This window comes from Novilysobacter erysipheiresistens (genome assembly GCF_036663935.1).
In the GTDB taxonomy this organism is placed as follows: domain Bacteria; phylum Pseudomonadota; class Gammaproteobacteria; order Xanthomonadales; family Xanthomonadaceae; genus Novilysobacter; species Novilysobacter erysipheiresistens.
Window position 1 is genome coordinate 213,013 of sequence record NZ_JAXGFP010000006.1, and the last position, 25,209, is coordinate 238,221.

At 68.8% G+C, this 25,209-nt stretch carries 24 protein-coding genes; 17 read left to right on the forward strand and 7 right to left on the reverse strand.

Annotation, left to right across the window (positions count from 1 at the left end):
* Positions 1–72: 72 nt before the first annotated feature.
* A complete protein-coding gene (locus SNE34_RS12460; protein ID WP_332617691.1) occupies positions 73–876 on the reverse strand; it encodes a glycine zipper 2TM domain-containing protein in 804 nt (267 codons plus the stop codon).
* Between the two features lie 184 nt (positions 877–1,060).
* Between SNE34_RS12460 and SNE34_RS12465 the strand changes: the two genes are divergently transcribed.
* Both SNE34_RS12465 and SNE34_RS12470 read left to right on the forward strand, forming a co-directional pair.
* Positions 1,061–1,297 carry a DUF6116 family protein gene (locus SNE34_RS12465; RefSeq protein ID WP_332617693.1) on the forward strand — a complete coding sequence of 79 codons (237 nt, stop codon included), beginning with the start codon at positions 1,061–1,063 and terminating at the stop codon, positions 1,295–1,297.
* 4 nt (positions 1,298–1,301) lie between these two features.
* On the forward strand, positions 1,302–2,084 hold the full coding sequence (locus tag SNE34_RS12470; RefSeq protein WP_332617695.1) for a TatD family hydrolase: 783 nt from the start codon (positions 1,302–1,304) through the stop codon (positions 2,082–2,084).
* A 120-nt stretch (positions 2,085–2,204) separates the two neighbouring features.
* On the opposite strand, the gene SNE34_RS12475 is transcribed toward SNE34_RS12470, so the two are convergent.
* Complete coding sequence (locus tag SNE34_RS12475) at positions 2,205–3,023, reverse strand: tRNA threonylcarbamoyladenosine dehydratase (RefSeq protein ID WP_332617697.1); 819 nt, start codon at positions 3,021–3,023, stop codon at positions 2,205–2,207.
* Between the two features lie 104 nt (positions 3,024–3,127).
* Between SNE34_RS12475 and SNE34_RS12480 the strand changes: the two genes are divergently transcribed.
* The 9 genes from SNE34_RS12480 to SNE34_RS12520 all read left to right on the forward strand — a co-directional run bounded on the left by SNE34_RS12480 (position 3,128) and on the right by SNE34_RS12520 (position 10,504).
* The gene (locus SNE34_RS12480; RefSeq protein WP_332617699.1) at positions 3,128–3,583 is read left to right on the forward strand and encodes a hypothetical protein; all 456 of its coding nucleotides are present in this window, start codon (positions 3,128–3,130) and stop codon (positions 3,581–3,583) included.
* Between the two features lie 77 nt (positions 3,584–3,660).
* Positions 3,661–4,173, forward strand: coding sequence for a glycine zipper 2TM domain-containing protein (locus tag SNE34_RS12485; RefSeq protein WP_332617701.1), 513 nt, complete (start codon positions 3,661–3,663; stop codon positions 4,171–4,173).
* A 99-nt stretch (positions 4,174–4,272) separates the two neighbouring features.
* Positions 4,273–4,758, forward strand: coding sequence for a DUF456 domain-containing protein (locus SNE34_RS12490; protein ID WP_332617703.1), 486 nt, complete (start codon positions 4,273–4,275; stop codon positions 4,756–4,758).
* A 93-nt stretch (positions 4,759–4,851) separates the two neighbouring features.
* Complete coding sequence (locus tag SNE34_RS12495) at positions 4,852–6,117, forward strand: phospholipase D-like domain-containing protein (RefSeq protein ID WP_332617705.1); 1,266 nt, start codon at positions 4,852–4,854, stop codon at positions 6,115–6,117.
* A gap of 172 nt (positions 6,118–6,289) precedes the next feature.
* Positions 6,290–6,778 (forward strand): RNA polymerase sigma factor, encoded by a 489-nt coding sequence (locus SNE34_RS12500; protein WP_425604538.1) that lies wholly within the window; start codon positions 6,290–6,292, stop codon positions 6,776–6,778.
* Positions 6,778–7,302: a hypothetical protein gene (locus SNE34_RS12505; RefSeq protein ID WP_332617707.1), complete on the forward strand. Its 525-nt coding sequence runs from the start codon at positions 6,778–6,780 to the stop codon at positions 7,300–7,302. Before SNE34_RS12500 ends, SNE34_RS12505 begins: the two co-directional genes overlap by 1 nt.
* 13 nt (positions 7,303–7,315) lie before the next feature.
* Positions 7,316–8,233: a DUF4097 family beta strand repeat-containing protein gene (locus tag SNE34_RS12510; protein ID WP_332617709.1), complete on the forward strand. Its 918-nt coding sequence runs from the start codon at positions 7,316–7,318 to the stop codon at positions 8,231–8,233.
* A gap of 107 nt (positions 8,234–8,340) precedes the next feature.
* Positions 8,341–9,531, forward strand: a complete 1,191-nt coding sequence (locus SNE34_RS12515) for a phospholipase A (RefSeq protein ID WP_425604532.1) — start codon at positions 8,341–8,343, stop codon at positions 9,529–9,531.
* Positions 9,532–9,547: 16 nt separating this feature from the next.
* Complete coding sequence (locus SNE34_RS12520) at positions 9,548–10,504, forward strand: patatin-like phospholipase family protein (RefSeq protein WP_332617711.1); 957 nt, start codon at positions 9,548–9,550, stop codon at positions 10,502–10,504.
* Positions 10,505–10,604: 100 nt separating this feature from the next.
* On the opposite strand, the gene SNE34_RS12525 is transcribed toward SNE34_RS12520, so the two are convergent.
* A complete protein-coding gene (locus tag SNE34_RS12525; protein WP_332617713.1) occupies positions 10,605–12,164 on the reverse strand; it encodes a fumarate hydratase in 1,560 nt (519 codons plus the stop codon).
* A 231-nt stretch (positions 12,165–12,395) separates the two neighbouring features.
* On the opposite strand from SNE34_RS12525, the gene SNE34_RS12530 reads away from it, so the two are divergent.
* Complete coding sequence (locus tag SNE34_RS12530; RefSeq protein WP_332617715.1) at positions 12,396–13,013, forward strand: cation efflux transmembrane domain-containing protein; 618 nt, start codon at positions 12,396–12,398, stop codon at positions 13,011–13,013.
* Here SNE34_RS12530 and SNE34_RS12535 read toward each other — a convergent pair.
* Together SNE34_RS12535 and SNE34_RS12540 are read right to left on the reverse strand one after the other, a co-directional pair.
* Positions 12,995–13,798: an alpha/beta hydrolase family protein gene (locus SNE34_RS12535; protein ID WP_332617717.1), complete on the reverse strand. Its 804-nt coding sequence runs from the start codon at positions 13,796–13,798 to the stop codon at positions 12,995–12,997. The two genes, SNE34_RS12530 and SNE34_RS12535, sit on opposite strands and share 19 nt — an antisense overlap.
* Positions 13,795–14,898, reverse strand: a complete 1,104-nt coding sequence (locus SNE34_RS12540) for a DUF3182 family protein (protein ID WP_332617718.1) — start codon at positions 14,896–14,898, stop codon at positions 13,795–13,797. The genes SNE34_RS12535 and SNE34_RS12540 overlap by 4 nt, the downstream gene beginning before the upstream one ends.
* 168 nt (positions 14,899–15,066) lie before the next feature.
* Here SNE34_RS12540 and SNE34_RS12545 point away from each other — a divergent pair, with 168 nt between their 5' ends.
* Positions 15,067–15,810: a BON domain-containing protein gene (locus tag SNE34_RS12545; RefSeq protein ID WP_332617720.1), complete on the forward strand. Its 744-nt coding sequence runs from the start codon at positions 15,067–15,069 to the stop codon at positions 15,808–15,810.
* A gap of 137 nt (positions 15,811–15,947) precedes the next feature.
* Here SNE34_RS12545 and SNE34_RS12550 read toward each other — a convergent pair whose 3' ends face one another.
* Positions 15,948–16,502, reverse strand: a complete 555-nt coding sequence (locus SNE34_RS12550) for a DUF488 domain-containing protein (protein WP_332617722.1) — start codon at positions 16,500–16,502, stop codon at positions 15,948–15,950.
* 81 nt (positions 16,503–16,583) lie between these two features.
* Here SNE34_RS12550 and SNE34_RS12555 point away from each other — a divergent pair, with 81 nt between their 5' ends.
* The 3 genes from SNE34_RS12555 to SNE34_RS12565 are packed head-to-tail and all read left to right on the forward strand — an operon-like array spanning position 16,584 to position 20,471.
* Entirely contained in the window at positions 16,584–18,356 is a 1,773-nt protein-coding gene (locus tag SNE34_RS12555) for an ABC1 kinase family protein (protein WP_332617724.1), read from the forward strand.
* Between the two features lie 7 nt (positions 18,357–18,363).
* Positions 18,364–19,617: an App1 family protein phosphatidate phosphatase gene (locus SNE34_RS12560; protein ID WP_332617726.1), complete on the forward strand. Its 1,254-nt coding sequence runs from the start codon at positions 18,364–18,366 to the stop codon at positions 19,615–19,617.
* A 44-nt stretch (positions 19,618–19,661) separates the two neighbouring features.
* Entirely contained in the window at positions 19,662–20,471 is an 810-nt protein-coding gene (locus SNE34_RS12565; protein ID WP_332617728.1) for a ferredoxin--NADP reductase, read from the forward strand.
* A gap of 27 nt (positions 20,472–20,498) precedes the next feature.
* Here SNE34_RS12565 and SNE34_RS12570 read toward each other — a convergent pair whose 3' ends face one another.
* Positions 20,499–22,529, reverse strand: a complete 2,031-nt coding sequence (locus tag SNE34_RS12570) for a GGDEF domain-containing protein (protein ID WP_332617730.1) — start codon at positions 22,527–22,529, stop codon at positions 20,499–20,501.
* Between the two features lie 218 nt (positions 22,530–22,747).
* Here SNE34_RS12570 and SNE34_RS12575 point away from each other — a divergent pair, with 218 nt between their 5' ends.
* Positions 22,748–25,135, forward strand: a complete 2,388-nt coding sequence (locus SNE34_RS12575; RefSeq protein WP_332617732.1) for a Tex family protein — start codon at positions 22,748–22,750, stop codon at positions 25,133–25,135.
* Positions 25,136–25,209 lie beyond the last annotated feature (74 nt).

Here is a 25,209-nt window from a genome sequence, read left to right on the forward strand (position 1 = left end):
GCCCAATCGGCCGCAACAAAAACGGGGCCGGAAGATCCGGCCCCGTTCGGGGTGTTGCCAGCGAGTCGTGGCTCAGCCGTTGGTGGTGGCGTCAACCTCGGCCGAAGCGGTCTGGGTGACCACCTCGCCGTTGATCACCGGCAGGCGCTCGCCGGGACGCTCGTCCAGGCGCACGGTCTGCTGCTGGCCCTTGTAGCTGTAGGTCACGTCGTAGCCGACCACCTGGTCCTCGCTACCCAGCGAGATGCGCTCGCCCGGCTTGCTGCCGGTACGCATGCTGCCAGTGGTGCCGTCCGGGTTGCGATAGGTCACGTTGTAGCCGACCACCTTGGTCGACTGCGAGGTGTCCGACACGGTGCGGCAATTGGTCTCGACGCGCTCGGTGACCTGGCCACCGACATGTCGCTTGTCGACCTTGTTGCCGATGTAGCCACCGGCGACGGCGCCGGCCACGGTCGCGGCCTTCTTGCCGTTGCCGCCGCCGACCTGGTTGCCCAGGGCGCCGCCAATCAGGGCGCCGACAACGGTGCCACCGATGTTGCCATCGCGCTCGGGGGCGCGATCCTGCACGACCACGTCCTCGCAGACCTGGCGCGGAGTCGAGGTGGTGCTGGTCTCGCGCACCGGATCGGTGCCGATCACCGTGGCGTAGATCTCCTGCTTTTCCTTGATCGGCTCGACACCGACCACGTCGGCAAACTCGACGCCGTCGATGCTGCCGTCGGCGGCAAGGTCGCCATCCAGGCCGGCAGCCAGGTCGGCGTTGGTGGCCAGGGCATTGTCCTGCGAGTCGCCCTGGAAGCTCTGGTACGCAGCCACTGCAACGCCGCCAACCAGCAGCGACGCCAAAGCAACCGCAATCATGTTCTTGTTCATGGAAAGCCTCCTGCGGCGGGATTGGGACCCGAAGTTCGTGTTGGGCGCATTGCACCACCGCGAACCTGAACGGGCTGACAATTTTTTAACGTTTCCTGTCGGCGGAGTAAACAAACCCACCGTGGTAGCGTGATTGACGTATCACTAATGCCCAACAGACGTCGCGTTTTTCACTGGAGCGCACATGGCCAATCCGATGCTGCTGCCGCTGCTCACCTGGGCGCGCAAGCTGCGCTACCCCACCCTGTTCAAGCTGACCGCACTGGTGTTCGCGATCAACCTGTTCGTGCCCGACATGATTCCGTTCGTCGACGAGATCCTGCTCGGCCTGGGCACCCTGCTGCTGGCGAACCTGAAGGACCGCAACGCCTCCGCGAAGGCGCCGATCGAAGGCGAGGCCCGCCGGCCGAAGCGGCGCTGAGCGCATGGATTCCGGCACCGCGCTGGTCGACAGCCACTGCCACCTCGACGCGGGCGAGTTCGATGGCGACCGCGCGGCGGTGCTGGAGCGGGCGCGCGAGGCGGGCGTGCGGCGACAGATCGTTCCGGCGATCACCGCCGAGGAGTGGCCCAAGCTGTGCGACGTCTGCGCCGCCGACAAAGGTCTGTTCCCGGCCTACGGCCTGCACCCGATGTTTCTGGCAGAACACCGCGAGGAACACCTGCAGGAACTGCGCTCGTGGTTGCAACGCGAACGTCCGGTCGCGGTCGGCGAATGCGGCCTCGATTACTTCATCGACGACCTGGACCCCGCAGAACAATCGGTCTATTTCGATGCCCAGTTGCGACTCGCACGCGAGTTCGACCTGCCGGTGATCGTGCACGCGCGGCGCGCGGTCGACGCGGTGACCGCCGCAATCCGCAAGGTCGGCGGGCTGCGCGGCGTGGTCCACAGTTTTTCCGGCAGCCGCCAGCAGGCCGAGCACTTGTGGGAGCAGGGATTCATGCTCGGGATCGGCGGCCCGGTGACCTACGGGCGCGCGCGCCGTCTGCGCGAACTGGCGGCGACGATGCCGCTGGAGTGGCTGCTGCTGGAGACCGATGCGCCGGACCAGCCCGATTCGGCGATTCGTGGCGAGCGCAACGAACCGGCGCGACTGACCGTCGTGCTGGAGACCATCGCGCAATTGCGCGGCGTCGAAACGGCAGAAGTCGGCGCCGCCACCTCCGCCAACGCCGAGCGCCTGTTCGCCCTCCCGCCTGCTTGATGTAGGAGCGACGTGAGTCGCGACCTGTACATCGCCTCCAGCGTTCGGCGGGTCGCGACTTACGTCGCTCCTACAGTGGAAGTTGTCGGCACCGGTTTCAGATCGCGGCTGAAGCCGCTCCTACAAATCCTCTGGCTTGCGCGGCTTGAGCAACAACTCCAGCGCCTTGCCGGCCATCGCAAACGCGAACGCGCCGGTGATGTGGGTGGCCGCGCCCAGTCCCGCTCCGCAATCGAGCTTCAGCGCCGCGTCGCCGCCCACCTGCGGGCGCAGGCCGCAGACGCTGCCGTCGGCCTGCGGATAGCGCACGTTCTCCAGCGAGTACACCGCCGGCACGCCGAAGTAGCGTTGCGGGCTCTTGGGGAAGTTGAACTCGCCGCGCAGCTTCTTGCGGATCAGCGCCAGCATCGCGTCGTGCTCGGTCCGCGACAGGTCGCGGATCCGCACCAGGGTCGGGTCGATCCGCCCACCGGCCGAGCCGCACACGATCAGGCGCAGCTTGCGGCGCCGGCACCAGGCGATCAGTTCGACCTTGCTGCGGAAGCTGTCGCAGGCGTCGAGCACCAGGTCGAAGCCGCGATCGAGCAACTCGGCGACGTTGCCTGCCACCAGGAAGCTCGGCACCGCCTCGACCTCGACCAGCGGGTTGATCGCGCGGCAGCGTTCCGCCATCGCCTCGACCTTGGCACGCCCGAACTGGCCTTCGTGTGCCGGCAACTGGCGGTTGCTGTTGGACACGCAGATGTCGTCGGCATCGATCAGGGTCAGGCGCCCCACCCCGCTGCGTGCCAGCGCCTCGACCACCCACGAACCAACTCCGCCCATGCCGACCACCGCCACCCGCGATGCGGCCAGGCGGGCAAGCGCGCCGCTGCCATACAGCCGGTCGATGCCGGCAAAACGCGCATGCAGTGCGGGATCGAGGGCGACGTTGTCCATGCCGCCCATTGTAAGCGGCGCCCCCGCTCAACCGGCGTCTCCACCCGAACGGCCTGGCCTCGACTGCGTGCTATGTTTCCGCCAACTTCGACGGAGGCCCGGCCATGAGCGATCCACAGTCCACCCCGCCCCACGGTGCACAGCGCCACGGCAACGGCGCGAAGTACATCGCCCTGCTGCTGCTTGGCCTGGTGATCGGCGCGATCTGCACGGTCATGGCGGTGCGCGCGATCGAGGCGCGCAAGGATCATTTCCATGGCAGCGTGATGCACGTGCAGGCATGGCACCTGGCCCAGCTGAGGGCCGGGATCGAGCAGAACCGCTGCGGCGCCACCGACAGCCTGCCGCACCTGCAGACGCTGCGGACGATGGCCAACGACCTGGAGCCGGCGTTCCCGGACCTGCGCGACGACCCGCGCTTCATCGAGCACGCCAGCCAGGCGCGCGCCACGCTCGACGCCGCGCTGGCCAACCCGCCGTCGAACTGCGAAAGCCTCGGCGCCACCGCCAAGCAGATCGGCGAGGCCTGCAAGGCCTGTCATCAGGACTTCCGCGGCTGATTGATCGGCTGTTCACGGCGCTGCGCCTAGCGTTGTCGCGTGTGGCAAGCACGCCACCCGCCACGAGGGAGATCCGCATGAACATGAACCATCGCTTCAACAATGCGTTCAACAAGCTGGCGGTCGGCGCGACTGCCGCCGGCATGCTCGCGCTGGCCGGCTGCGCGACCAGCGGCTACGGTTCGGCTGGCACCGGTTACGGCAGCGGCTACGGCACCGGCGGCTCGGCGTACGGCAGCACGTCCGCCGAATGCTACGACTGCGGCGTGATCACCAGCATCCAGCCGATCACCACCCAGGGCCGCGCTCCCAACGCCACCGGCGCCGTGCTCGGTGGCCTGGTCGGCGCCGCCGCGGGTCGCGAACTGGCCGACGACAAGAGCGAGGGCCGCCAGAACACCGCGACCGTCGCCGGTGCGGTCGCAGGCGCCGTCGCCGGCAACGCGATCCAGAACGCCAACCAGCGCAAGTACAACGTGCAGGTGCGCATGGACAACGGCCGCACGACCACGGTCACGATGGACAACGTGCGGGGCCTGCAGGTCGGGGCTTACGTACGCGTCGCCAACGGCCAGGTGATCGCCCGCTGAGCCAGGCAGCCTGGTGGACCCGAAAGCCGGCCCGCTGATGCGGGTCGGTTTTTTTTTGGCGATAGGATTGCCGCACTCCCTCTCGACGGACCTGCCACCTTGGATATCCAGACCCTGTACTACGTGCTCGCCGGCATCCTGATCCTGGTCGGCGTGGCCGGCACCGTGCTACCCGCCCTGCCGGGCTTGCCGCTGGTGTTCGGCGGCATGCTGCTGGCGGCCTGGGCCGGCGGCTTCGAGCAGGTCGGGGTGGCGATGCTGGTGCTGCTGGGCCTGCTGACGGTGCTGTCGCTCGGCATCGACTTCCTCGCCACGGCCATGGGCGCCAAGCGGGTCGGGGCGAGCCGGCTTGCGCTGGTCGGTGCGGTGGTCGGCACGGTGGTCGGCCTGTTCTTCGGCCCGATCGGGCTGCTGACCGGTCCTTTTGTCGGCGCGCTTGTCGGTGAGCTGATCCACGGCCGCGAAGTCCGCCAGGCGACCCGGGTCGGCTTCGGCACCTGGCTCGGGATCCTTGTCGGCACGGTACTGAAGATCGGCCTGGCGTTCGCGATGCTGGGGCTGTTCGCGTTCGCGTGGTTCTTCTAGGCCGGCTCCGGCTTCACGCCGCCATCGACGGCGGCCGGCGACAGTATCCCGACTGAATAGGGGACACCAATGGCCCAACGGAGCCGGAAACGCATGGCCTGGATCATCGCAGCAACCATCGCGATCACCGTATTGGTGGTCGTGTTCGCGTTCAACTTCGCCACGTCCGAGAAGCAGCTCGAGCGGGTGATCACGCACCACTACTCGCTTGGTGACCCGCAGTTTCGCCGGGAAATGTCGGTGATGATGGGCCCGTCGGTGCTGCCCGGGAACCACGTCACCGCGCTCGACAACGGCGAGGAGATCTTCCCGGCGATGCTGGAGGCGATCCGCGGCGCGCAGGTCTCGATCACCTTCGAGACCTACATCTACTGGTCCGGCGAGATCGGCGAGGAATTCACCGAGGCGCTGTCGGAGCGCGCCCGGGCCGGCATCCCGGTGCACGTCACCATCGACTGGGTCGGCAGCATCAAGATGGACCAGGCGCTGCTGGACCGGATGGAAGACGCCGGCGTCGAGCTGCAACGCTACCGTCCGCTCAAGTGGTACAACCTCGGCCGGATGAACAATCGCACCCATCGCAAGCTGCTGGTGGTGGACGGTCGTATCGGCTTCACCGGCGGTGTCGGCATCGCCGACTTGTGGCAGGGCGACGCGCAGGACCCGCAACACTGGCGCGACATGCATTTCCGGGTCGAAGGCCCGGCGGTCGCGCAGATGCAGGCGGCGTTCAACGACAACTGGATCAAGACCACCGGCGAGGTGTTGAACGGGCCGAAGTATTTCCCACCGTTGCAGCCGGCCGGGGAGATGGACGCGCACCTGTTCATCGCCTCGCCCGCCGGCGGCAGCGAAAGCATGCACCTGATGTACCTGATGGCGATCGCCGCGGCCGAGGAGTCGATCGACCTCTCGGCGTCCTACTTCGTGCCCGACCCGCTGATCGTCGGCGCGCTGCTGACCGCGCGCAAGCGTGACGTGCGGATCCGGATCCTGCTGCCGGGGCCGCACATCGACTCCGAAGCGGTGCGGTTCGCCTCGAAGGCGACCTGGGGACCGTTGCTGCGCGCCGGGGTGGAGATCCACGAGTACCAGCCCACGATGATCCACACCAAGCTGCTGGTGATCGACCAGGAGCTGGTGTCGGTCGGCTCTACCAATTTCGACATCCGCTCGTTCCGGCTCAATGACGAGGCCAGCCTCAACATCTACGACCACGAGTTCGCGGCGCAGATGACCCGGGTGTTCGAACGCGACCTGCAGCCGACCAAGCGCTACACCTACGAGACCTGGCATGACCGGCCGTGGACCGAGAAGCTCGCCGAACGCGTGCTGCTGCCGATCAAGTCGCAACTGTAGGCATCGGGACCCCCGCCCCGGTTTAAACCTTCCCGGTCCGCACGCCATCCCAGTGGCTATGCTGACCGCCGTGATCGAGCGCCCACCCCAAGCCCCGCCTGCCGAAGCCGCCGCCCCCGCTGGCGCGACCGTCGACGAGCGGGCGCTGGTGGCGGCCGCGGCGCGCGGCGAGATGGCCGCGTTCGAGGCGCTGTACCGGCGCCATGCCGGCCGGGTCCACGGCGTCATCGCCCGCCTGGTCGGCAGCCACGGCGCCCGCGCCGAGGACCTGACCCAGGAAGCTTTCGTCCGCGCCTGGCAGGCCTTGCCGGCGTTCCGTTTCGAGGCGGCGTTCTCGACCTGGCTGCACCGGCTGGCGGTCAACACCGCGCTGATGGAACTGCGCAGTCGCGGCAGCCGGCCGCAGGACGACGGTGACGCCGACGCGCTGGACACGATCGGCAGCGCTGACTCGGCCGGCCACGCGACCGCGCTGTCGCTCGACCTGGAGCGGGCCGTCGCGACCCTGCCCCCGCGCGCCCGCGCCGTGCTGGTGCTGTACGACATCGAAGGCTGGAAGCACGAGGAGATCGCCACCGAACTCGGCATGGCGGTCGGTAGTTCCAAGGCCCAACTGCATCGCGCGCGTGGATTGCTGCGCGCACGACTCGGAGAACCGTGATGGACAAACCGTTGCCCGACCACCTGCGTTGGCAGCTGCGCGAACTGCGCCGCGACCAAGCGCCCCCACGTGACCTGTGGCCGGATATTTCCGCGCGCCTTGCCACCCAAGCGTCCCGGACCTCCACCGCCCGCCAAGCCGTGTCGCGCCGCTGGGCACTGCCAGTTGCACTGGCGGCGACCCTGGCAATCGCCATCGGCGTCGTCGGCTGGCCGCAAGGTCTGGTCCACGCGCCGTCGTCGACACCTTCAATCGCGGCAGCCCCGTACGACGTCGCCCCCAGTCTGGTCCAGCGCGAAGCCGCCGGCCTGACCCGCCAATACCAGGCGGCACTCGGCGAAATCGACCGCGTGCCATCGAGCCCGGCGCCGGCGTTGCAACCGGCGTTCGACGAACTCGACCGCAGCGCGCAGCTGATCCTCGCCGCGCTCGAACGCGACCCCGACTCGCGGTTGCTGCTGCAGCAGTTGCGCCGCACCTATTCCCATCGCCTCGCGCTCGCCCAGCGCGTTGCCATCAGCTGACCGGAGCATGACCATGAACATCACCCCTCCCCTGCGCACCCTGCTCGGCGCCGGCCTGCTGCTGGCCAGCACGGCCGCGTTCGCCGCCACCCCGATCGACCAGACCCGCCCACTCGACCCCGACGGCCGGATCGAGATCGAAAACCTCAAGGGCCGCATCGAGGTCCAGGCCTGGGATCGTGCCGAGGTCCAGATCCGCGGCAGCCTCGGCAAGGGCGTGGAGAAGCTGGAGATCGCGGGCGACCGCCGGCAGCTCAGCGTGCGGGTCAAGTACCCCAACCGCGGCAACCTGGGCTTCCTGTCCAGCGACAGCACCGAGCCGACCGAACTGCTGCTGATGGTGCCGCAGCGCGCCAACCTCGCGATCGAGTCGGTCGCCGCCGACGTCGACGTCACCGGCGTGGCCCCGCGCGAGCTTTCGATCGACAGCGTCAGCGGCGACGTCATCGTGGTTGGCGCGCCCGCCGAAGCCGACATCGACAGCGTCAGCGGCGACCTGCGGCTGACCATCAACAGCAGCGACGTCGACATCGAGAGCGTCAGCGGCGACGTCGACCTGCGCGGCCGGCTTGATGGCGAGGTCTCGGTGGAAACCGTATCCGGCCAGCTCGAGGTCGGCGTCCACGAGTCCGCCGTCCGCCGGCTCGGTGCGGCCTCGGTGTCGGGCGACATCCGCATCGCCACCGCGCTGGCGTCGGGCGGTGAGATCTCGCTGGAGAGCGTCAGCGGCGACGTCGACCTGCGCCTGCCGCGCAACCTGTCGGCCAACGTGCAGGGCGAAAGCTTCAGCGGTGACATCACCGCGCCGGACGCCGAGATCGACCGTCCGCGGCATGGCCCCGGCTCGAGTTTCCGCCACCGCTATGGCAGCGGCGACGGCGAGATCTCGCTGGAGACGTTCTCCGGCGACGCGCGCCTGCAACTGGACTGAGCACCGTCGCCGGGCAATTGCGGCCCGTCGACGCTAAGCTGGCCGGACCCCCATCGGGTCCGGTTTCCGCAACCCGCGCGCGCCGGACCAGCACCGGCGAGACGCGCATGTCCAAACCCCTGCTTCCGGCCCCCGGCTCGCTGCTCGCAGTGTCCTCCCTGTTCGCGCTGGCGGCGCCGCTGATGGCCCTGCCCCTGCAGGCGCAGGAGCGGCCGCTGCCGATTGGCGAGGCCTGCACCCAGGTCGAGATCGATGCCGAACGCCTGGCCTGTTACGACGCGGCCTTCGAGCGTGCCCGGCTCGACCCCGCACGCGCCGATGCCGCGGCGAGCGAGGCGCGGCAGACCCGGGAAACGATTGCCCTGTACGAGTCGCTGGAACGCGACGCGATGCCGACGGGCGAACCAGCCCGCGCGACCGCCAACGACCTGTATAGCGCCGAGCCGGAACTGGCTTCGCTGCAGGCGCGCATCGCCAACGCCGGCAAGGGCAGCCTGCTCGACAGCCGCTGGGAACTGGCGAAGGACTCCAAGCTCGGCATCTTCAACTTCCGCGCCTACAAGCCGGTGTACCTGCTGCCTGCGTTCTGGAGCAGTTCGCCCAACGAAAATCCGTCCTCGTCCAATCCGGCGGTGCCGCCGCAGCAGCAATCGCTGGACGAGCTGGAGGCGAAGTTCCAGCTGAGCTTCAAGACCAAGGCCGTCGAGAATCTGTTCGGCGACAACGGCGACATCTGGATGGGCTACACCCAGAGCTCGCGCTGGCAGGTCTACAACGGCGAGCAGTCGCGGGCGTTCCGCGAGTCGAACTACGAACCCGAAGTGATGCTGGTGTTCCGCAACAACTACGGCCTGCCCGGTGGCTGGCGCGGCCGCATGTTCGGCGTCGGCATCAACCACCAGTCCAATGGCCGCGCCGACCCGCTGTCACGCAGCTGGAACCGGGTGGTCGTCAACATCGGCCTGGACCGCGAGAACTGGGCGCTGATGCTGCGTCCATGGTGGCGAATTTCCGATGGCAGCGAAGACGAGAACCCCGGGATCGAAAACTACGTCGGCCGTGGCGACGCCACCCTGGTCTACTCCCGCAACGGCCACGAATTCTCGATGATGGCGCGGCACTCGCTGCGCGGCGGCGAGGATTCGCGCGGGGCGGTGCAGTTCGACTGGGGCTTCCCGCTCACGCGCAACATGCGCGGCCACCTGCAGGTGTTCGACGGCTACGGCGAGAGCCTGATCGACTACAACCACCGCGCGACCCATATCGGCCTGGGCGTGTCGTTGCTGGAATGGTTCTGACAAGGAGGCGCCCACGATGCAGGCACGACGCATTCTTTCCCTCGACGGCGGCGGCATCCGTGGCCTGGTCAGTTGCATCTGGCTGGGCGGAGTCGAGGACGTGCTGGCCCAGGCCGGCAAGCCCGGGTTGCTGAAGAACTTCGACCTGGTATCGGGCAGCTCGACCGGCGCGATCATCGCCTGCGGCCTCGGCATCGGCCTGTCCCCCGGGACCATGCGCGAGCTGTACCGCGACCAGCGCCACCAGATCTTCCCCGGCATGCCCGGACGGCTATGGTCGCGCGCCGGACGTTTCCTCAGCGCCGGCCCGTCGGCGCCCAAGTACGACGCCAAGGGTCTGGAGAAGGTGCTGAAGAAGGTCTTCGGCAAGACCACCTTCGGCCAGCTCAAGGTGCCGACGCTGGTCACCAGCTACGACACGATTTCGCGCAAGCCGGTGATGTTCAAGAGCTTCAACCCGGCCCATCGCGACCTGCCGGTGTGGGAGATCTGCCGCGCCTCCAGCGCCGCGCCGACCTACTTCCCGGCCCACGGCATGAAGATTGGCGGCCGGACCCATTCGTTGATCGACGGCGGCGTGGTCGCCAACAACCCGACCGCCTGCGCGATCGCCGAGGCGATGCGCAAGGACCGCCGGGTCGACAACAGCCGCGAGCTGGTGGTGCTGTCGGTCGGCAGCGGCGAGCGCACCCGTCCGATCAGCCTGGAAGCGGCGCGCGAATGGGGCGCGCTGGAATGGGCAGTGCCGATCATCGATGTGCTGTTCGACGGCAACACCGACTCGGTCGACTACATAGCCCGGCAACTGGTCGGCGATGCGTACTTCCGCATGCAGACCGAGCTATTGGCCGGCCTGGATGACCTGGATGACGTGAGCGCGACCAACATCGCCGCGCTGGAGACGCTGGCGACGGATTACCTGCAGGCCGCCGCGACCCGCAAGAAGCTCAAAGAGCTGGTGACGCGCCTGTAGGAGCTCTTGTAGGAGCGGCTTTAGCCGCGATCGGATGCCTGATCGCTCGTCCGATTCCCGATCGTGGTTGAAGCCGCTCCTACAGAAAGCACGACGGGCCTCAGGCCACCACCACCGGAATCTTGCCGATCCGCGCCTGCCACTCGCGCGGCCCGCTCTCATGCACTGACGCACCGGCGCTGTCGACCGCCACCGTCACCGGCATGTCCTGCACGGTGAACTCGTAGATCGCCTCCATCCCGAGGTCCTCGAACGCCACCACCCGCGCGGCCTTGATCGCCTTCGACACCAGGTATGCCGCGCCGCCGACCGCCATCAGGTAGGCCGACTGGTGCTCGCGGATCGCCTCGCGCGCCACCGGGCCGCGCTCGGCCTTGCCGACCATGCCCAGCAACCCGGTCTGCGCCAGCACCTGCCCGGTGAACTTGTCCATCCGTGTAGCAGTGGTCGGGCCGGCGGGACCCACCACCTCGTCGCGTACCGGATCGACCGGGCCGACGTAATAGATGAAGCGCCCGCGCAGGTCGACCGGCAACGCCTCGCCCGCATCGAGCATCCCGACGATGCGCTTGTGCGCAGCATCGCGGCCGGTCAGCAGCTTGCCGTTGAGCAGCAGGGTCTCGCCCGGCTTCCACGACGTGACGTCTTCCCGGGTGATCGCATCCAGGTCGACGCGGCGCGCGTTCTGCGGGCTGTAGGTCAGCTTCGGCCAATCCTCCAGCGACGGCGGATCGAGCATCACCGGGCCGCTGCCGTCGAGAGTGAAGTGCGCGTGCCGCGTCGCCGCGCAATTGGGAATCAACGCCACCGGCAGGTTGGCCGCATGGGTCGGGTAATCCTTGACCTTGATGTCGAGCACCGTGGTCAGCCCGCCCAACCCCTGCGCGCCGATGCCGAGCGCGTTGACCTTCTCGTACAGCTCCAGCCGCAGCTCCTCGGCGCGGGTCGACGCGCCTCGCGCCTGCAACTCGGTGATGTCGATCGGCTCCATCAGCGATTCCTTCGCCAGCAGCATCGCCTTCTCGGCGGTGCCGCCGATGCCGATGCCGAGCATGCCCGGCGGGCACCAGCCCGCGCCCATCGTCGGGACCGTCTTCAGCACCCAGTCGACGATCGAGTCGGACGGGTTTAGCATCGCGAACTTCGACTTGGCCTCCGAGCCACCACCCTTGGCCGCGACGATCACCTCGACCTTGTCGCCCGGTACGACCTTGACGTTGACCACGCCGGGCGTGTTGTCCTTCGTGTTGACGCGCTTGCCGGCCGGGTCGGCCAGCACCGAAGCGCGCAGCTTGTTGTCCGGGTGCGCGTAGGCGCGGCGCACGCCCTCGTGGACCATGTCCTCCACGCCCATCGTCGCGTCGTCCCAGCGCACGTCCATGCCGATCTCGAGGAACACGGTGACGATGCCGGTGTCCTGGCAGATCGGCCGGTGGCCCTCGGCGCACATCCGCGAATTGATCAGTATCTGCGCGATCGCGTCCTTCGCCGCCGCCGACTCCTCGCGCTCATACGCCGCCGCGAGGCTCTTGATGTAGTCGACCGGGTGGTAGTAGCTGATGTACTGCAGCGCATCGGCGATCGACTGGATCAGGTCCTCCTGCTTGATCGATGCGGGCTGGCGGGTTGACGGGAAGGCGGAACTGGCGGGCTGGCTCACGTGATTCTTGGCTGGCGGCGGAGCGCCCATTCTACCGGCCCACGGGGCGCTGCCCGCCCCCTAGTTGGCTCCGATGTGGGAGCGACGTGAGTCGCGATCTGTACGTCGCCTCAAAGGTGCGGCGGGTCGCGACTCACGTCGCTCCTACAAACGGGGCCGACCGGAGATAGCCGAAATGCTCCGCAACGCCCTCCCCAAGTATCCTCAGCCAACGCAATCCCCTGGGAACCCATGTCCGACTCCTGCTGCAGCGGTACCGTCGACCTTCGCGCCATGCAGGCGAAGCAGCGGCGCGTGCTGATGATTGTGCTGGCGATCAACCTCGCGACTTTCGTGATGATGCTGGCGGCGTCGATCTACAGCGGTTCGTCGTCGTTGCTGTCGGGCAGCCTCGACAACCTCGGCGATGCGCTGACCTACCTGCTAAGCATCGCGGTGATCGGTGCCAGCGGCCGCGCCAAGGCGCAGGTGGCGCTGCTCAAGGGGCTGCTGATCTTCGGCGCGGCGGTGGCGGTGGCGGTGCAGATCGGCTGGCGGCTGGGCCATCCGGAAGTGCCGGTGTTCGAGGCGATTGGCATCGCGGGGCTAGCCAACCTGGCGCTCAACGGGATCTGCCTGTGGCTGCTGACGCCGTACCGGCACGGCGACATCAACCTGGCGTCGGCGTGGGAGTGCTCGCGCAACGACGTGTTCGAGGGGCTGGCGGTGTTGCTGGCGGCCGCGGGCGTGTGGTGGTTCGGCGCGGGCTGGCCGGACCTGGTGGTCGCGGGCGCGCTGTTGCTGCTGTTCGTGGGATCGGCGTGGCGGGTACTGCGGTGGGCGTGGCGGAGCTATCGCGCGGAGCCGTGAACCGAGGTCGCCTGCTTGTGCCGCTCGACCTGCGAGGCGGCGTCACCGGCGCGGGCACCGACGATCATCTCGGTCAGCCATTTCACCAGCACGGCGTTGTAGTCGCTCTGGAAAACCTTCTCGGTCAGGCCGTGGTCGGCGCCTGACAGCTTGCGCGCGGTCAGCGAGCGTGGCCGCTGGAAGGCGGCGACGAAATTCTCGATCACCTGGCGCGGGACGACCTCATCGTTTTCGGCTTCGACCACCAGCGCGTCGCCGCGGAACTCGGCGGCGGCGCCCAGCGCGCGATTGTCGCGCCAGTGGATGCGGCTGCGGCGATAGGCGTCGAGGTCGCTCTCCTCGTGCAGCTGCCGTTTGGGCAACTCCCAGCCCTCGTCGGGGTACAGCGCGGGCGAGCGCAGGGCCAGCCAGCGTACGTCGCGATGGGTGGTGAGGATCGAGGCGAGGTAGCCGCCGTAGCTGATGCCGACCACCGCGATCGCGCCGGGGTCGACGTTGGGTTCGGCGGCGAGCCAGTCGTAGGCCGCGCACAGGTCGGCGAGGTTCTGTTCGCGGTTGACGGTCTCCCACTGCCGGGCGTTGCGCTCGTGGCCGCGCAGGTCGAAGGTCAGGCACACCGCGCCGAGGCCGGCGACCTCGCGCGCGCGGCTGAGGTCGTGTTCCTGGCAGCCGCCCCAGCCATGCACGAACAGCACGCCGGGGAACTGCGTGGTCGGCGACAGCACGGTGCCTTCCAGTTGCTGCTGCCCGATCGGGATCTCGACGGTATCCAGGCGGATGCTCATGCGGTGTGGCGCTCCGTGACGAGGCTGTACTTGCAGAGCATGCCGACCTCGCCGTCATCGCCGCGATAGTGTTCGGTAGCGCCGGGCGGCGATGGCGCGTCGGAGTAGCGTTCGTTGCAGGACGCGCGCACCGATCGCAGCGCAGGCTCCCGCACGAATGCCTCCAGCGCGGCGATCTCGGCGGGGCTGGCGCCCCCGATCCGCCACGACTGTTCGAGCACGCCGCAATGCCGGGTGCCGTCGCCATTGGTGCCGGCGACGACGTCGTAGTTGCGGCGCGAGGCGAAGAACCCCGGATACGCGCGGCTGACGGCGTCGTCGTAGCGCATCGCGTACTCGATGGCGAGCCGCTCCGCGGGCGACAGGTCCTGCGCCAGCAGCGCGTCGAAGCCGCCGCGGACGACGTGCAGGTCGGAACCGCCGTAGACCTCCGCGCCACGGTGGTCGGTGGTGGTGTGCTGGGTGCCGTGGTACGCCAGCGACCACTCGCCGACGGTCAGGCGTCCGATGCTATAGGTCACCGGCGCGTCGAGGTTCAGTTCGACCACGACGCCGTGGCGATGCACGTCGCCGGGGTCGATCGCGGCGATGGCGCCATCGAGCTGGTCGACGTCATCGGCAGTGCTCTGGCCGCTGCCGCCAATGCCGTTTGCGAGCTTGAGCCGTACCGACCCGCGCCGCAGCAGCCGGCGACCGGCCTCGCGCACGTCGTCCGGCGCAAACGCCGAATAGCCCGGCAGCACGGCATCGCCCATGAGACGCCACAGCTCGCGTGACCAGCCGTCGGGCACCCGCGCGTCCGGTCCGATGACCGGATGGGTGATGGTCTTGGTGGCCATGAAAGCATGTGGCACGACGCCACCGAACAGGTCGCGGTCGTCACGGATGCCGAGGGAATCGGCGGTCTGCGCCAGCAAGGTGTCGGCGGGGATGAAGTAGCACGCGCCGGCGGGCGGCGAGGCACAAGCGTCGTGTTCGCCGCCGAGCCGGTGTCCCAACAACGTGGCCAGTCGCCGGCCCAGCGCCAGCCGGGTCAGCGCGGTGTGGTCGCTCGCGCCGATGGATCCGGGTGCAGGCAGCAGATACAACGTTTCGGACACGGCGTGGTCTCCTGGGCCGAGCCAGCAGAGCATCGCGACGGTTAGCCACCCGTGAGCCGGGCGCCATGGATGGATTGGCGTTCAGCATTCGCAACCGCCACACACGTCATTGCCGCCGCGCTAACGTTTTGGTCGCTAGCGTTTGACCTCCCGTCTGGGAGAACCCCGATGACCCGTGGCAAAGACAGCGGCCCGCGCCGCGACCCGCATTTCGACCCGAGCCAACGCGATTACCGCAACCTGCCGTCGGCGACCAATCGCCAATGGGGCGAAGCGTCGAAAGGCAGCGAGGCCCACTCGTATGGCTACGAGGGCCAGGGCGGCTGGGGCGATTTCACCCAAGGGGGCTACGGCGAGGATCAGGGCCGGTTCGCGCAGAGCGGTCACGGTCGCGGTGGATCCGATTACGTCGGCGACGCGCGTTCCTCGGCCGGACCGAGTTACCGCGGGCGTGGGCCGCGCAACTACACGCGTTCCGACGACCGCATCGTCGACGACCTGATCGACCGGATGACCGAACACCACGAGCTCGATGCGACCCAGATCCTGGTGATGGTCGAGGGCGGCGTGGTCACCCTCACCGGCGAAGTGCCGGAGCGGCGCATGAAGCATCTGGCGGAGGACATCGCCGACGAGGTGACTGGCGTGCGCGATATCGAAAACCGTATCCGGGTGGACCAGGGCGTGTCGTCGTTCGGGCCGCCCGGCCAGGCGGTGCGCAGTGGCGAGAACCAGGTCGGGAGCGCGTTTTCCAGCTCCGGGCGGATCCGCGATCCGCTGTCGGAGGAGTCGGTACGCGTCGGCCGCGCGGGTACGGAGTCGGAGGCGCCGGAGCGGCACCAGGCGAACATCGATGCGGGGCCGTCGGGTGGGCGCGGCAAGGGCGAAAGCTGGCGCAGCGGCAGGAAATAGGCTGACGGCGGGCTCGCTCTTCGTAGGAGCGGCGCGGGCGGACGATTATCCGATCGCGGCTGAAGCCGCTCCTACAAGAGCCCGGGGATCCGGATGCAACGTAGGCACCAGCGACCGAGTATCCGTGGAATCGCAGGTCAGAACAGATCGGCCTGCGGGGGCTTGGGCGCCGAGTAGTCCAGCTCGCCATCGACGATGCGCGCGGCGGAGGTGTACGGGTGCGGCTCGCTGCGGCCGGGTGCGGTGAGGTGGATCACTTCCCAGCCGTCGGCCTTGAAGCGGTCGGCGATCAACCCGCGGTGGCACTGCCACCACAACGCTTCGGCGCACATCATCGCGACCCGCTGCTCGCTCGCCAGCGACGCCAGCCGCTTGCATGCGGCCTGCCACGCCTCGGTCTCCATGTAGTCGGCGTAGCCGCGGAAGCTGGCGTTGCGCCAGGCGGTGTTGCGGGTGTCGGGGTCGGGCTTGCGGCGGCCGCCGAGGTCGGGCATTGGGACATAGCGGCAACCGGCCTCGGGCAGCGTACGGGCCATCGTCTCGCCGGAAAACTGCGGGTTGCGCCGCGAACCGGCGAACCGCCGCACGTCGACCAGCACCTCGATGCCGGCATCGGCCAGCATCCCGGTGAACACCGGCCATTCGCGGGTGGAGTGGCCAATGGTCCATAGCGTCGGCTGCGCAGCGCTCATGAGACACATCATCGCCGGTCGCCGGTGAAGCGGCGTTGACGCGCCCCCGGCTAGGCTGCAATCGCCCCCGTGGAGAACGAGATGAACCAGCGCGCGGTTACAGACACGCCAGACACGCCCGTCCTCGACGCCCGTCGCCCCGAGCCGGAGCCCTACGCGCCGGAGAGCGGCCTGGCGCGGACCGCGAAGATCCTGCGGTTCCTGCTGAAGTACCGCAACGCCGGCGTCTTCACCGGGCTCGACCTCGACGCGGCCACCGCCGAACACGACATCCCACCGCAGACCGAAGGCCGGCCGGAGCAGTTCGTCAGCGACCTGGAGGCGCTCGGCCCGACCTTCGTCAAGATCGGCCAGGCGCTGTCGACCCGCCCCGACATGGTGCCGCCGGAGTACCTGGCCGCGCTGGAGCGGATGCAGGACGACGTCTCGCCGGTGGAGTTCCCGGTGATCCGGCAGGCGGTGGAGGACGCGCTCGGGGTGCGCCTCAACAAGGCCTATGCCAGCTTCGACGAAACCCCACTGGGTTGCGCCTCGCTGGCCCAGGTGCACCGGGCGACCCTGCGCGACGGCCGCGCGGTCGCGGTCAAGGTGCAGCGGCCGCACGCGGTCGAGCAGATCCGCGCCGACCTCGACGCGCTCGCCTCGATCGCCGGGCGGATCGACCACTCCACCCGCCTCGGCCGGCGCATGCGTTTCGGCGACTGGGTCCACGAGTTCCGCAAGACCCTGATGGCCGAACTGGACTATCGCACCGAGGCGGAGAACCTCGACCGTTTCGCCCGCCATTTCCGCAGCTATCCGGAACTGACGGTGCCTGCACCGGTGTGGGACCTGACCCGCACCCGCGTGTTGACGATGGACCTGGTCACCGGCACCAAGGTCACCGACATCAGCGGCATGCGCCGGGCCGAGGAGCCGCTGGAAGACCTGGCCGAAGCACTGATGCGCGGCTACCTCGACCAGACCTTTGTCTACGGCGAGATCCACGCCGATCCGCACCCCGGCAACCTGCTGGTGACCCCCGACGGCCGGCTGGCGATCTTCGACCTCGGCATGGTCGCCCACGTGCCGCCGCGCCAGCGCGACCACCTGCTGAAGCTGCTGTTCGCGGCGGTCGACGGCCGCGGCGAGGAGGTCGCCGGCGAGGCCATCGCGATGGGCACCCGGCTGGAGGACTTCGACGAGGAGCGTTACATGCGCGAGATCGGCCAGTTGGTCTCGCGCTACGCGGCGCACCAGTCCGGCGGTGGCGGGCACGGGCACGGACATACGATGTCGGAGGGCCGGCTGGTGCTCGACCTGACCCGCATCGCCACCGCCTGCGGCCTGCGCACGCCGCCCGAACTCAGCCTGCTGGGCAAGACCCTGCTGAGCCTGGAGGCGGTCTGCCACGCGCTCGACCCCGAACTGGACGTCAAGCGCATCGTCGAGCAGCACCTCGACCACGTGATGCGCGAACGGCTGCGCAAGTCGCTGTCGCCATCCAACCTGGCCGGCGAGATGATCGAGCTGCACGGCCTGCTGCGCGACGCGCCGCGCAAGCTGACCGACGTGCTGTCGCTGCTCGCCGACAACCGGATGCAGGTGCGCATCTGCGGCTTCGAGGACTCGCAGATACTGGAGGCGCTGCAGAAGATCGCCAACCGGGTCGCGGCCGGCGTGGTCACCGCCGCGCTGATCCTCGCCTCGGCGCTGATGATGCGGGTCGACACCGCCGGACCGACGTTGCTGGGTTACCCGGCGATCGCGCTGGTGCTGTTCCTGATCGGGGCGGCGCTGGGCATCGCGATCGTACTCAGCGCGCTGTTCAGCGACCGCCGCGCCAAGCCCCACGAGGAACGCGCGCCGCGCTAGGAGCCCCATGCATCGAACGTCCGCGCCCAAGCGTTGGCCCTCCTCCGTCCGTGATCGCCTGGAGCACCTTGCGATCGACGCCGACGACCACCTGGACGCGGCCTGGCGGCGGCTGGATACACGATTGGGGTTCGGGCTGCCACGACACCTGGCGGCCTATCGCGGCTACGCCGACGAGCGCGGCGCCGAGTTGTTCGGCCGCGTGCTCGCCGAGAAGCCGCGCGGCGGCCCCGGCGAGGACGACCGCTGGTGGGACAACCTGCTCAACACCTACCGCCGGTTCGAGAGCGACGAGGTGCCTGGCATTTCCCTGAAGGCGCGCTTCCGCGGCGCGGAGGTCGACGCGATCAGCGACCACGAGGGCTACTACACCGCGGCGATCGCCCTGGAGCCATCGACCGGCGCCGCCGCGCCCACCGACGCCCTGTGGGAGAACGCCACGGTCACCCTTGCCGACGGCACCCTGGCCACCGCCCAGCCGGTGATGCAGGTCCGCGCCGACGCCGGCATCGGGATCATCTCCGACATCGACGACACCGTCCTGCAGAGTTCGGTCACCGACTGGAAGACCGCCGCACAACTGACCTTCCTGCACAACGCCCGCACCCGCAAACCGCTCGATGGCGTGGCCCGGCTCTACCAGGCGCTGCAGGAGGGCGCCGATGGCAGCGGCCGCCATCCGATCTTCTATGTGTCGTCTTCGCCGTGGAACCTCTACGACCTGCTGGAGGACTTCATGGAGCTCAACGCGATCCCGTTCGGACCGATCTTCCTGCGCGACCTCGGCACCGACACCGGCAAGTTCATCAAGACCGAAGGCCACGGCCACAAGCTCGATCGCGCACGGACGCTGATCCAGCGCTTCCCGACCCTGCGCTGGGTGCTGCTGGGCGACTCCGGCCAGGCCGACGCCGAGTTGTACGCGGAGGCCGCGCGCGAATTCGGCGGCCGCATCGCGGCGATCTACATCCGCGACGTCGACCCCGTCGCCGACTCGCCACTGGACCTCAAGGTCGACGGCTTCATCGAAAAGGTCGCCGGCACCTCGGTGCCGATGCTGCGCAGCCGCGACAGCCTCGCCATCGCCAAGCACGCCGCCGGCCTGGGTCTGATCGACCCCGCCCGCTTGCCGGAGATCACCGCCGAGGTCCAGCGCGACCGCGCCCGCCCCACCCTCGGCGAAGCCGCCGTGTCCGAAGCCGGGCACGACGTCCTGGACCAGGCGAAACGGCAGCTAGGCGCCGCAAAGCCCCGGCAGTGACGCTCGGCTAAAATGGCGGGCTCCCACGCCTTGCCCTTTCCCGCATGTCCTCTGCCTTCGGCACCGAAACCGTGCTCGACGTCCGTCACTGGACCGACGACTACTTCAGCTTCACCACCACCCGCGACGACGGCTTCCGTTTCGACAACGGCCAGTTCGTGATGATAGGGCTGGAGGTCGGGCAGCCCGACGGCGGCACCAAGCCGCTGCTGCGCGCATACTCGATTGCCAGCGCCAACTGGGAGGAGCAGCTGGAGTTCTTCAGCATCAAGGTGCCCGACGGCCCGCTGACCTCGCGGCTGAAGGACATCAAGCCCGGCGACCGGGTGCTGATCGGCCGCAAGCCGACCGGCACCCTGCTGATCCACGACCTGCACCCGGGCCGCAACCTGTACCTGCTCGGCACCGGCACCGGTTTTGCGCCGTGGCTGTCGATCATCAAGGACCCGGAGACCTACGAGCGCTTCGAGCGGGTGATCCTGTGCCAGGGCGTGCGCCATGCGCAGGACCTGGCCTACCGCGACTACATCGTCAACGAACTGCCGCGCCACGAGCTGCTCGGCGAGGTGATAGGCGAGAAGTTGCGCTACTTCCCGGCGGTGACCCGCGAGGACTTCCGCCACGAAGGCCGCGACCACCGCGGGCGCATGACCGACATGATGGCGACGGGCCAGATGATGGAACACCTCGGGCTGGAGCCGCTGGACCCCGCGCACGACCGCGCGATGATCTGCGGCAGCCCGCAGATGCTGGCCGACTTCCGCGCGTTGCTCGACGGCCGCGGCTTCAGCGCGGCGCCGCGGATCGGCACGCCGGGGCAGTACGTGTTCGAGCGTGCGTTCGTCGAGAAATAGTCGTGCCGTCGTAAGGCGCGGCTATCGTCACGCCACGTCCAGCGCCACTGGACGCGATGGCCCGGGCAGCATCAACAGCGACACCCGGCCCGACGCCTCGGCCGTCGCCAGGTCATCGCTGATCGCATCAAGCACCTCGCCTTCGCGCACCGCGGTCACGCACACCGCCCGGTTGCGGCCGCGCTGCTTGGCCAGGTACATCGCCGCGTCGGCCAGCTGCAATGCGTCTTCCCAGCGTTTTTCCCGGTTCACCGGAAACGCCACGCAACCGGCGGACACGGTCACGTCGATGGCCGCGTTCCCCGCCCGCACCGGCTCGCTGCCGATCGTCCTCAGTATTCGCGGGGCGAGCACGGCCAGGCCGGCAACGGAGGCACCGGGAAGCACCAGCACGAACTCCTCCCCGCCCCAGCGCACGACCGCATCCCGGTCCCGCACCAGCCCCTGCAAGCGCCGCGCGACTTCAACCAGGACGAGATCGCCCGCCACATGGCCGCGGGTGTCGTTGATCGCCTTGAAGTGGTCGATGTCGAGCAGGACCAGGCCGACGCACTCCTCGCCGTCGTCCTCGCCGTCGAACGCGCCCCTGCCCGCCGCGATCCCGTGTTGCGCCATCAGGGCCTGGAAATGACGGCGATTGAATACTCCGGTGAGCGGGTCGTGCGCGGACTGTTCGGCCAGGTTGGCGTTGGCCGCCTTCAGCCGCCGGTTGGCGTGGCGCGCCTTGACCAGCCGCCGCAGGACCGGGAACGCCGCCAGCAGCAATGCCACCACCATCGCGACCCATAGCCGCTGCTGCCAGGTCCGTGCGCGGACCTCGGCTTCCTTCAAGCGGTTCTCCGCCTCCAGCCGCTCGATCTCGCGGTTCCTGCGTTCGGCCGCGTACTTCTCCTGCAGCTCCATCACCGCACGCTCGCGCTCCTGCCGGGTGATCTCCCGATTGAGCGCGGCGACCTGCTGGGTCGCGTCCAGCGCTTCGCGGTAGCGGCCGGCTTTCTCGAGCACCAGCACCAGTTCGTGGGTGATGCCGACCACGTAACCCTTGTGGCCGATCCGTCCGGCCATGTCGATCGAGGCGTTGAGCTTGTCGATTCCTTCCTGGACCCGGCCGAGCCGGCTCAGGGCGATGCCTTCGTTCGCGGTGGCGACGGTCAGTCCGCGCTGGTCGTCGACGGTTCGTGCCAGCGCGGTCGCACGGCTGGCGTGGTCCAGCGCGGCAACGTTGTTGCCCTGGTTGAGGTAGTAGTCGGCCAAGTTGGAGCGGCTGGTGACTTCGATCCCTGCCAGACCGGGATCGCCGGCCGCAATCTGCAGGGCCGCGGCCAGTGCCTTGTATTGCTGGTCGCGCTGGCCGGTCAAGGCATGGATGTGGCCTTGGTTGAGCAGCAGATACCCCAGCGCTTCGTCGAAGCCCACCCGTTTGGCGATCACTACTCCTTCGGCGGCGATCGCCCCGGCGCGCTCGACGTGGCCCAGGTCGGCGTTCAGGCCAACCAGCACGATCATCAACTGCAGGCGGTCGGCCGTGTTCCCCCGCTTCTCGGCCAACGCCACCGCCGGCACCGCGTGCTCGACCGCGGCCGCGAGGTTGCTGTCGGAGTCTTCGAGCCGAGCCATGAAGAGCCCGAGTTTCACCTGCAGGCCCTGATCCGCCGGGTCCACCAGCGGACGCAGTTCGGCAACGTGGCCGCGGGCGGCTTCGATATGGCCCTTGGCCAATGCCAGTTGCCCGCGCGCGAGCAAGGCCTGGACCCGGCACGGTTGGCAATTCTCGAGGTCGGCCATCGCCTGCAGCTTGGCCTGCGAAGCCAGCGCCACCGTCGAGTCGCCGGCAACGGACGACAGCCGTGCCAGCGCCCCGTGATAGCGGCGCCGCAGGTCCAGTGGTGCGTTGTCGGTGGGCACGTCGCTGGCGGATTGCAACTGCTCGATCGCCGCCGGCAACGAGTGGTAGCCGTGCACGCGCTGGTGCTCGAGGATCTCGTCGACCCGCGCCGGCGCCGCCAGGGCCAGCGATGGCAGCAATGCCAGCAACACGATGAGGGCGGACCGGTACATGTCACGGATAACGGCCAATGGCGTGCAAGGTTGAGCCGATCCCGCACGCGCGGATGCGGCTAGTGATCGCAATCACCAAATTGACCTGCGCGCCAGATCCACCCGCGCATTCCCCGACCTGCCTGCGCTCACGGGTAGCTGTCAACGGGTTTCCCGACCGCATCCGCATCGCCACAATCGGTTGTTCGCTGCACCGTCCCTCATCAGGTAAACCCGCAATGCCCGAATCCGCCCCGAAAGTTGCCGCCGCCCTCGCCGAGAAGATCGCCCGCACCATCGCCGAGGAAATCGGCGCCAGGCCCGAGCAGGCCCGCGCCGCGATCGGCCTGCTCGATGAGGGCGCGACGGTGCCGTTCATCGCGCGCTACCGCAAGGAAGTCACCGGTGGCCTCGACGACACCCAGTTGCGCGACCTGGAGTCCCGCCTGACCTACCTGCGCGAGCTGGAGGACCGCCGCGCCGCGGTGCTGGCGAGCATCGACGAGCAAGGCAAGCTGAGCGACGAGCTGCGCGCCGACATCGAGGCCGCCGACAGCAAGGCGCGGCTGGAAGACCTGTACCTGCCGTACAAGGTCAAGCGCCGGACCAAGGCGCAAATCGCCCGCGAGGCCGGGCTGGAACCGCTGGCCGACGGCCTGCTGGCCGACCCGACGCAGGTGCCGGAGGCGTTCGCCGCTGGCTTCGTCGACGCCGACAAGGGCGTGGCCGATGCCAAGGCCGCGCTGGAAGGCGCCCGCGCGATCTTGATGGAGCGCTGGGGCGAGGATGCGAAGCTGGTTGGCGAGTTGCGCGAGTGGCTGCAGGACGTCGGCCGGATCCGCGCCCGCGTCGCCGAGGGCAAGGAGATCGAGGGCGCCAAGTACCGCGACTACTTCGACCACGCCGAACCGCTGGCCAGGATTCCGTCGCACCGCTTGCTCGCGCTGTTCCGCGCGCGCCGCGAGGAGATCGTGTTCCTCGACCTGGAGCCCGGCACCGATGCCGAGGCCGGCCATGCGCAAGCCGCCGGCCGGGTCGCCCACCATGCCGGCATCCAGGACCGGGGCCGACCTGCCGACACCTGGCTGCTCAATGCGTGTCGGCTGGCGTGGAAGGCCAAGCTGCATCTGCACCTGCTGCTGGACCTGTTCGGCCAGGCCCGCGAGAAGGCCGAGGCCGAGGCGATCGCGGTGTTCGGCGACAACCTCAAGGACCTGCTGCTGGCCGCGCCCGCCGGGCCGAAGGCGGTGCTCGGGCTCGATCCGGGCCTGCGCACCGGGGTCAAGGTCGCGGTGGTCGACCGCACCGGCAAGCTGGTCGCCACCGACACGATCTTCCCGCACCAGCCTCGCAACCAGTGGGATGGCTCCCTGCATGTGTTGCGCAAGCTGTGCGAGAAGCACGCGGTGGAGCTGATTGCGATCGGCAATGGCACCGCCAGCCGCGAGACCGACAAGCTCGCCGGCGACCTGATCAAGCTCGCGCACGAGTTGAAGATGCAGAAGATCGTGGTCAGCGAGGCCGGCGCCTCGGTGTACTCGGCGTCGGAATTCGCCGCAAGCGAGTTCCCCGACCTCGACGTGTCGCTGCGCGGCGCGGTGTCGATCGCCCGCCGCCTGCAGGACCCGCTGGCCGAACTGGTCAAGATCGAGCCCAAGGCGATCGGCGTCGGCCAGTACCAGCACGACGTCGACGGCTTCCGGCTGGCGCGCGCGCTCGACGCCCGGGTCGAGGACTGCGTCAACGCGGTCGGCGTTGACGTCAACACCGCCTCCGCCGCCTTGCTCACCCGCGTGTCCGGACTGTCGACCACGGTCGCCGACAACATCGTGGTCTATCGCGACGCCAACGGCGCCTTCAAGAGCCGCAAGGAACTGCTGAAAGTGCCGCGCCTCGGCGACAAGACCTTCGAGCAGTGCGCCGGCTTCCTGCGCATCGCCGGCGGCGAGCACCCGCTGGACGCCTCCTCGGTGCATCCCGAGGCCTACCCGGTGGTCGAGCGGATCGTGCGCGACTGCGGCCGCGAGGTGCGCCAGCTGATCGGCGATGCCGGCTTCCTGCGCGGCATCCGGCCGGAGCAGTACACCGACGACAAGTTCGGCGTACCGACCATCCGCGACATCCTCAAGGAGCTGGAGAAGCCCGGCCGCGATCCGCGCCCCGAGTTCAAGGCCGCGCGCTTCGCCGACGGCGTCGAGGAACTGAAGGACCTGCAGGTCGGGATGATCCTGGAAGGCGTGGTCAGCAACGTCGCCGCGTTCGGCGCGTTCGTCGACATCGGCGTTCACCAGGACGGCCTGGTCCACATCTCGGCGCTGGCCGACCGCTACGTCAAGGACCCGCGCGACGTGGTCAAGGCCGGCGACGTGGTGAAAGTGAAGGTGCTGGAGGTCGACATCCCGCGCAAGCGGATCGCCCTGACCTGCCGGCTGAACGACAGCGCGTCTGCGCCGCGGCCGGCCACAGATCGTGACACGGCCCGGCGCGATTCGGGTCGACGCGAGGCGCGCCCGGTGCAGGACGGAACCCGCAACAGGCCCGTGCGCGGGAACGACGGATCGACCGCGGCGGCGCCCGCCAACAACGCCTTGGCCCAGGCGTTTGCGCGGGCAAAAGGCAACGGCTGAAGGCCCGGAATTTTTCAGGCCCGATATTGGCGCTTAACCGCCCCGGCATTCAGTAACCGCCAAATCATTTGAAT

Coding starts and splice junctions, on each gene's coding strand:
- SNE34_RS12470 (WP_332617695.1), top strand. CDS start 1,302: ATGGATTCCGGCACCGCGCTGGTCGACAGCCACTGCCACCTCGACGCG.
- SNE34_RS12570 (WP_332617730.1), bottom strand. CDS start 22,529: ATGTACCGGTCCGCCCTCATCGTGTTGCTGGCATTGCTGCCATCGCTG.
- SNE34_RS12550 (WP_332617722.1), bottom strand. CDS start 16,502: ATGAGCGCTGCGCAGCCGACGCTATGGACCATTGGCCACTCCACCCGC.
- SNE34_RS12485 (WP_332617701.1), top strand. CDS start 3,661: ATGAACATGAACCATCGCTTCAACAATGCGTTCAACAAGCTGGCGGTC.
- SNE34_RS12505 (WP_332617707.1), top strand. CDS start 6,778: ATGGACAAACCGTTGCCCGACCACCTGCGTTGGCAGCTGCGCGAACTG.
- SNE34_RS12465 (WP_332617693.1), top strand. CDS start 1,061: ATGGCCAATCCGATGCTGCTGCCGCTGCTCACCTGGGCGCGCAAGCTG.
- SNE34_RS12475 (WP_332617697.1), bottom strand. CDS start 3,023: ATGGACAACGTCGCCCTCGATCCCGCACTGCATGCGCGTTTTGCCGGC.
- SNE34_RS12530 (WP_332617715.1), top strand. CDS start 12,396: ATGTCCGACTCCTGCTGCAGCGGTACCGTCGACCTTCGCGCCATGCAG.
- SNE34_RS12560 (WP_332617726.1), top strand. CDS start 18,364: ATGCATCGAACGTCCGCGCCCAAGCGTTGGCCCTCCTCCGTCCGTGAT.
- SNE34_RS12510 (WP_332617709.1), top strand. CDS start 7,316: ATGAACATCACCCCTCCCCTGCGCACCCTGCTCGGCGCCGGCCTGCTG.
- SNE34_RS12565 (WP_332617728.1), top strand. CDS start 19,662: ATGTCCTCTGCCTTCGGCACCGAAACCGTGCTCGACGTCCGTCACTGG.
- SNE34_RS12535 (WP_332617717.1), bottom strand. CDS start 13,798: ATGAGCATCCGCCTGGATACCGTCGAGATCCCGATCGGGCAGCAGCAA.
- SNE34_RS12545 (WP_332617720.1), top strand. CDS start 15,067: ATGACCCGTGGCAAAGACAGCGGCCCGCGCCGCGACCCGCATTTCGAC.
- SNE34_RS12515 (WP_425604532.1), top strand. CDS start 8,341: ATGTCCAAACCCCTGCTTCCGGCCCCCGGCTCGCTGCTCGCAGTGTCC.
- SNE34_RS12520 (WP_332617711.1), top strand. CDS start 9,548: ATGCAGGCACGACGCATTCTTTCCCTCGACGGCGGCGGCATCCGTGGC.
- SNE34_RS12555 (WP_332617724.1), top strand. CDS start 16,584: ATGAACCAGCGCGCGGTTACAGACACGCCAGACACGCCCGTCCTCGAC.
- SNE34_RS12495 (WP_332617705.1), top strand. CDS start 4,852: ATGGCCTGGATCATCGCAGCAACCATCGCGATCACCGTATTGGTGGTC.
- SNE34_RS12575 (WP_332617732.1), top strand. CDS start 22,748: ATGCCCGAATCCGCCCCGAAAGTTGCCGCCGCCCTCGCCGAGAAGATC.
- SNE34_RS12480 (WP_332617699.1), top strand. CDS start 3,128: ATGAGCGATCCACAGTCCACCCCGCCCCACGGTGCACAGCGCCACGGC.
- SNE34_RS12460 (WP_332617691.1), bottom strand. CDS start 876: ATGAACAAGAACATGATTGCGGTTGCTTTGGCGTCGCTGCTGGTTGGC.
- SNE34_RS12500 (WP_425604538.1), top strand. CDS start 6,290: ATGGCCGCGTTCGAGGCGCTGTACCGGCGCCATGCCGGCCGGGTCCAC.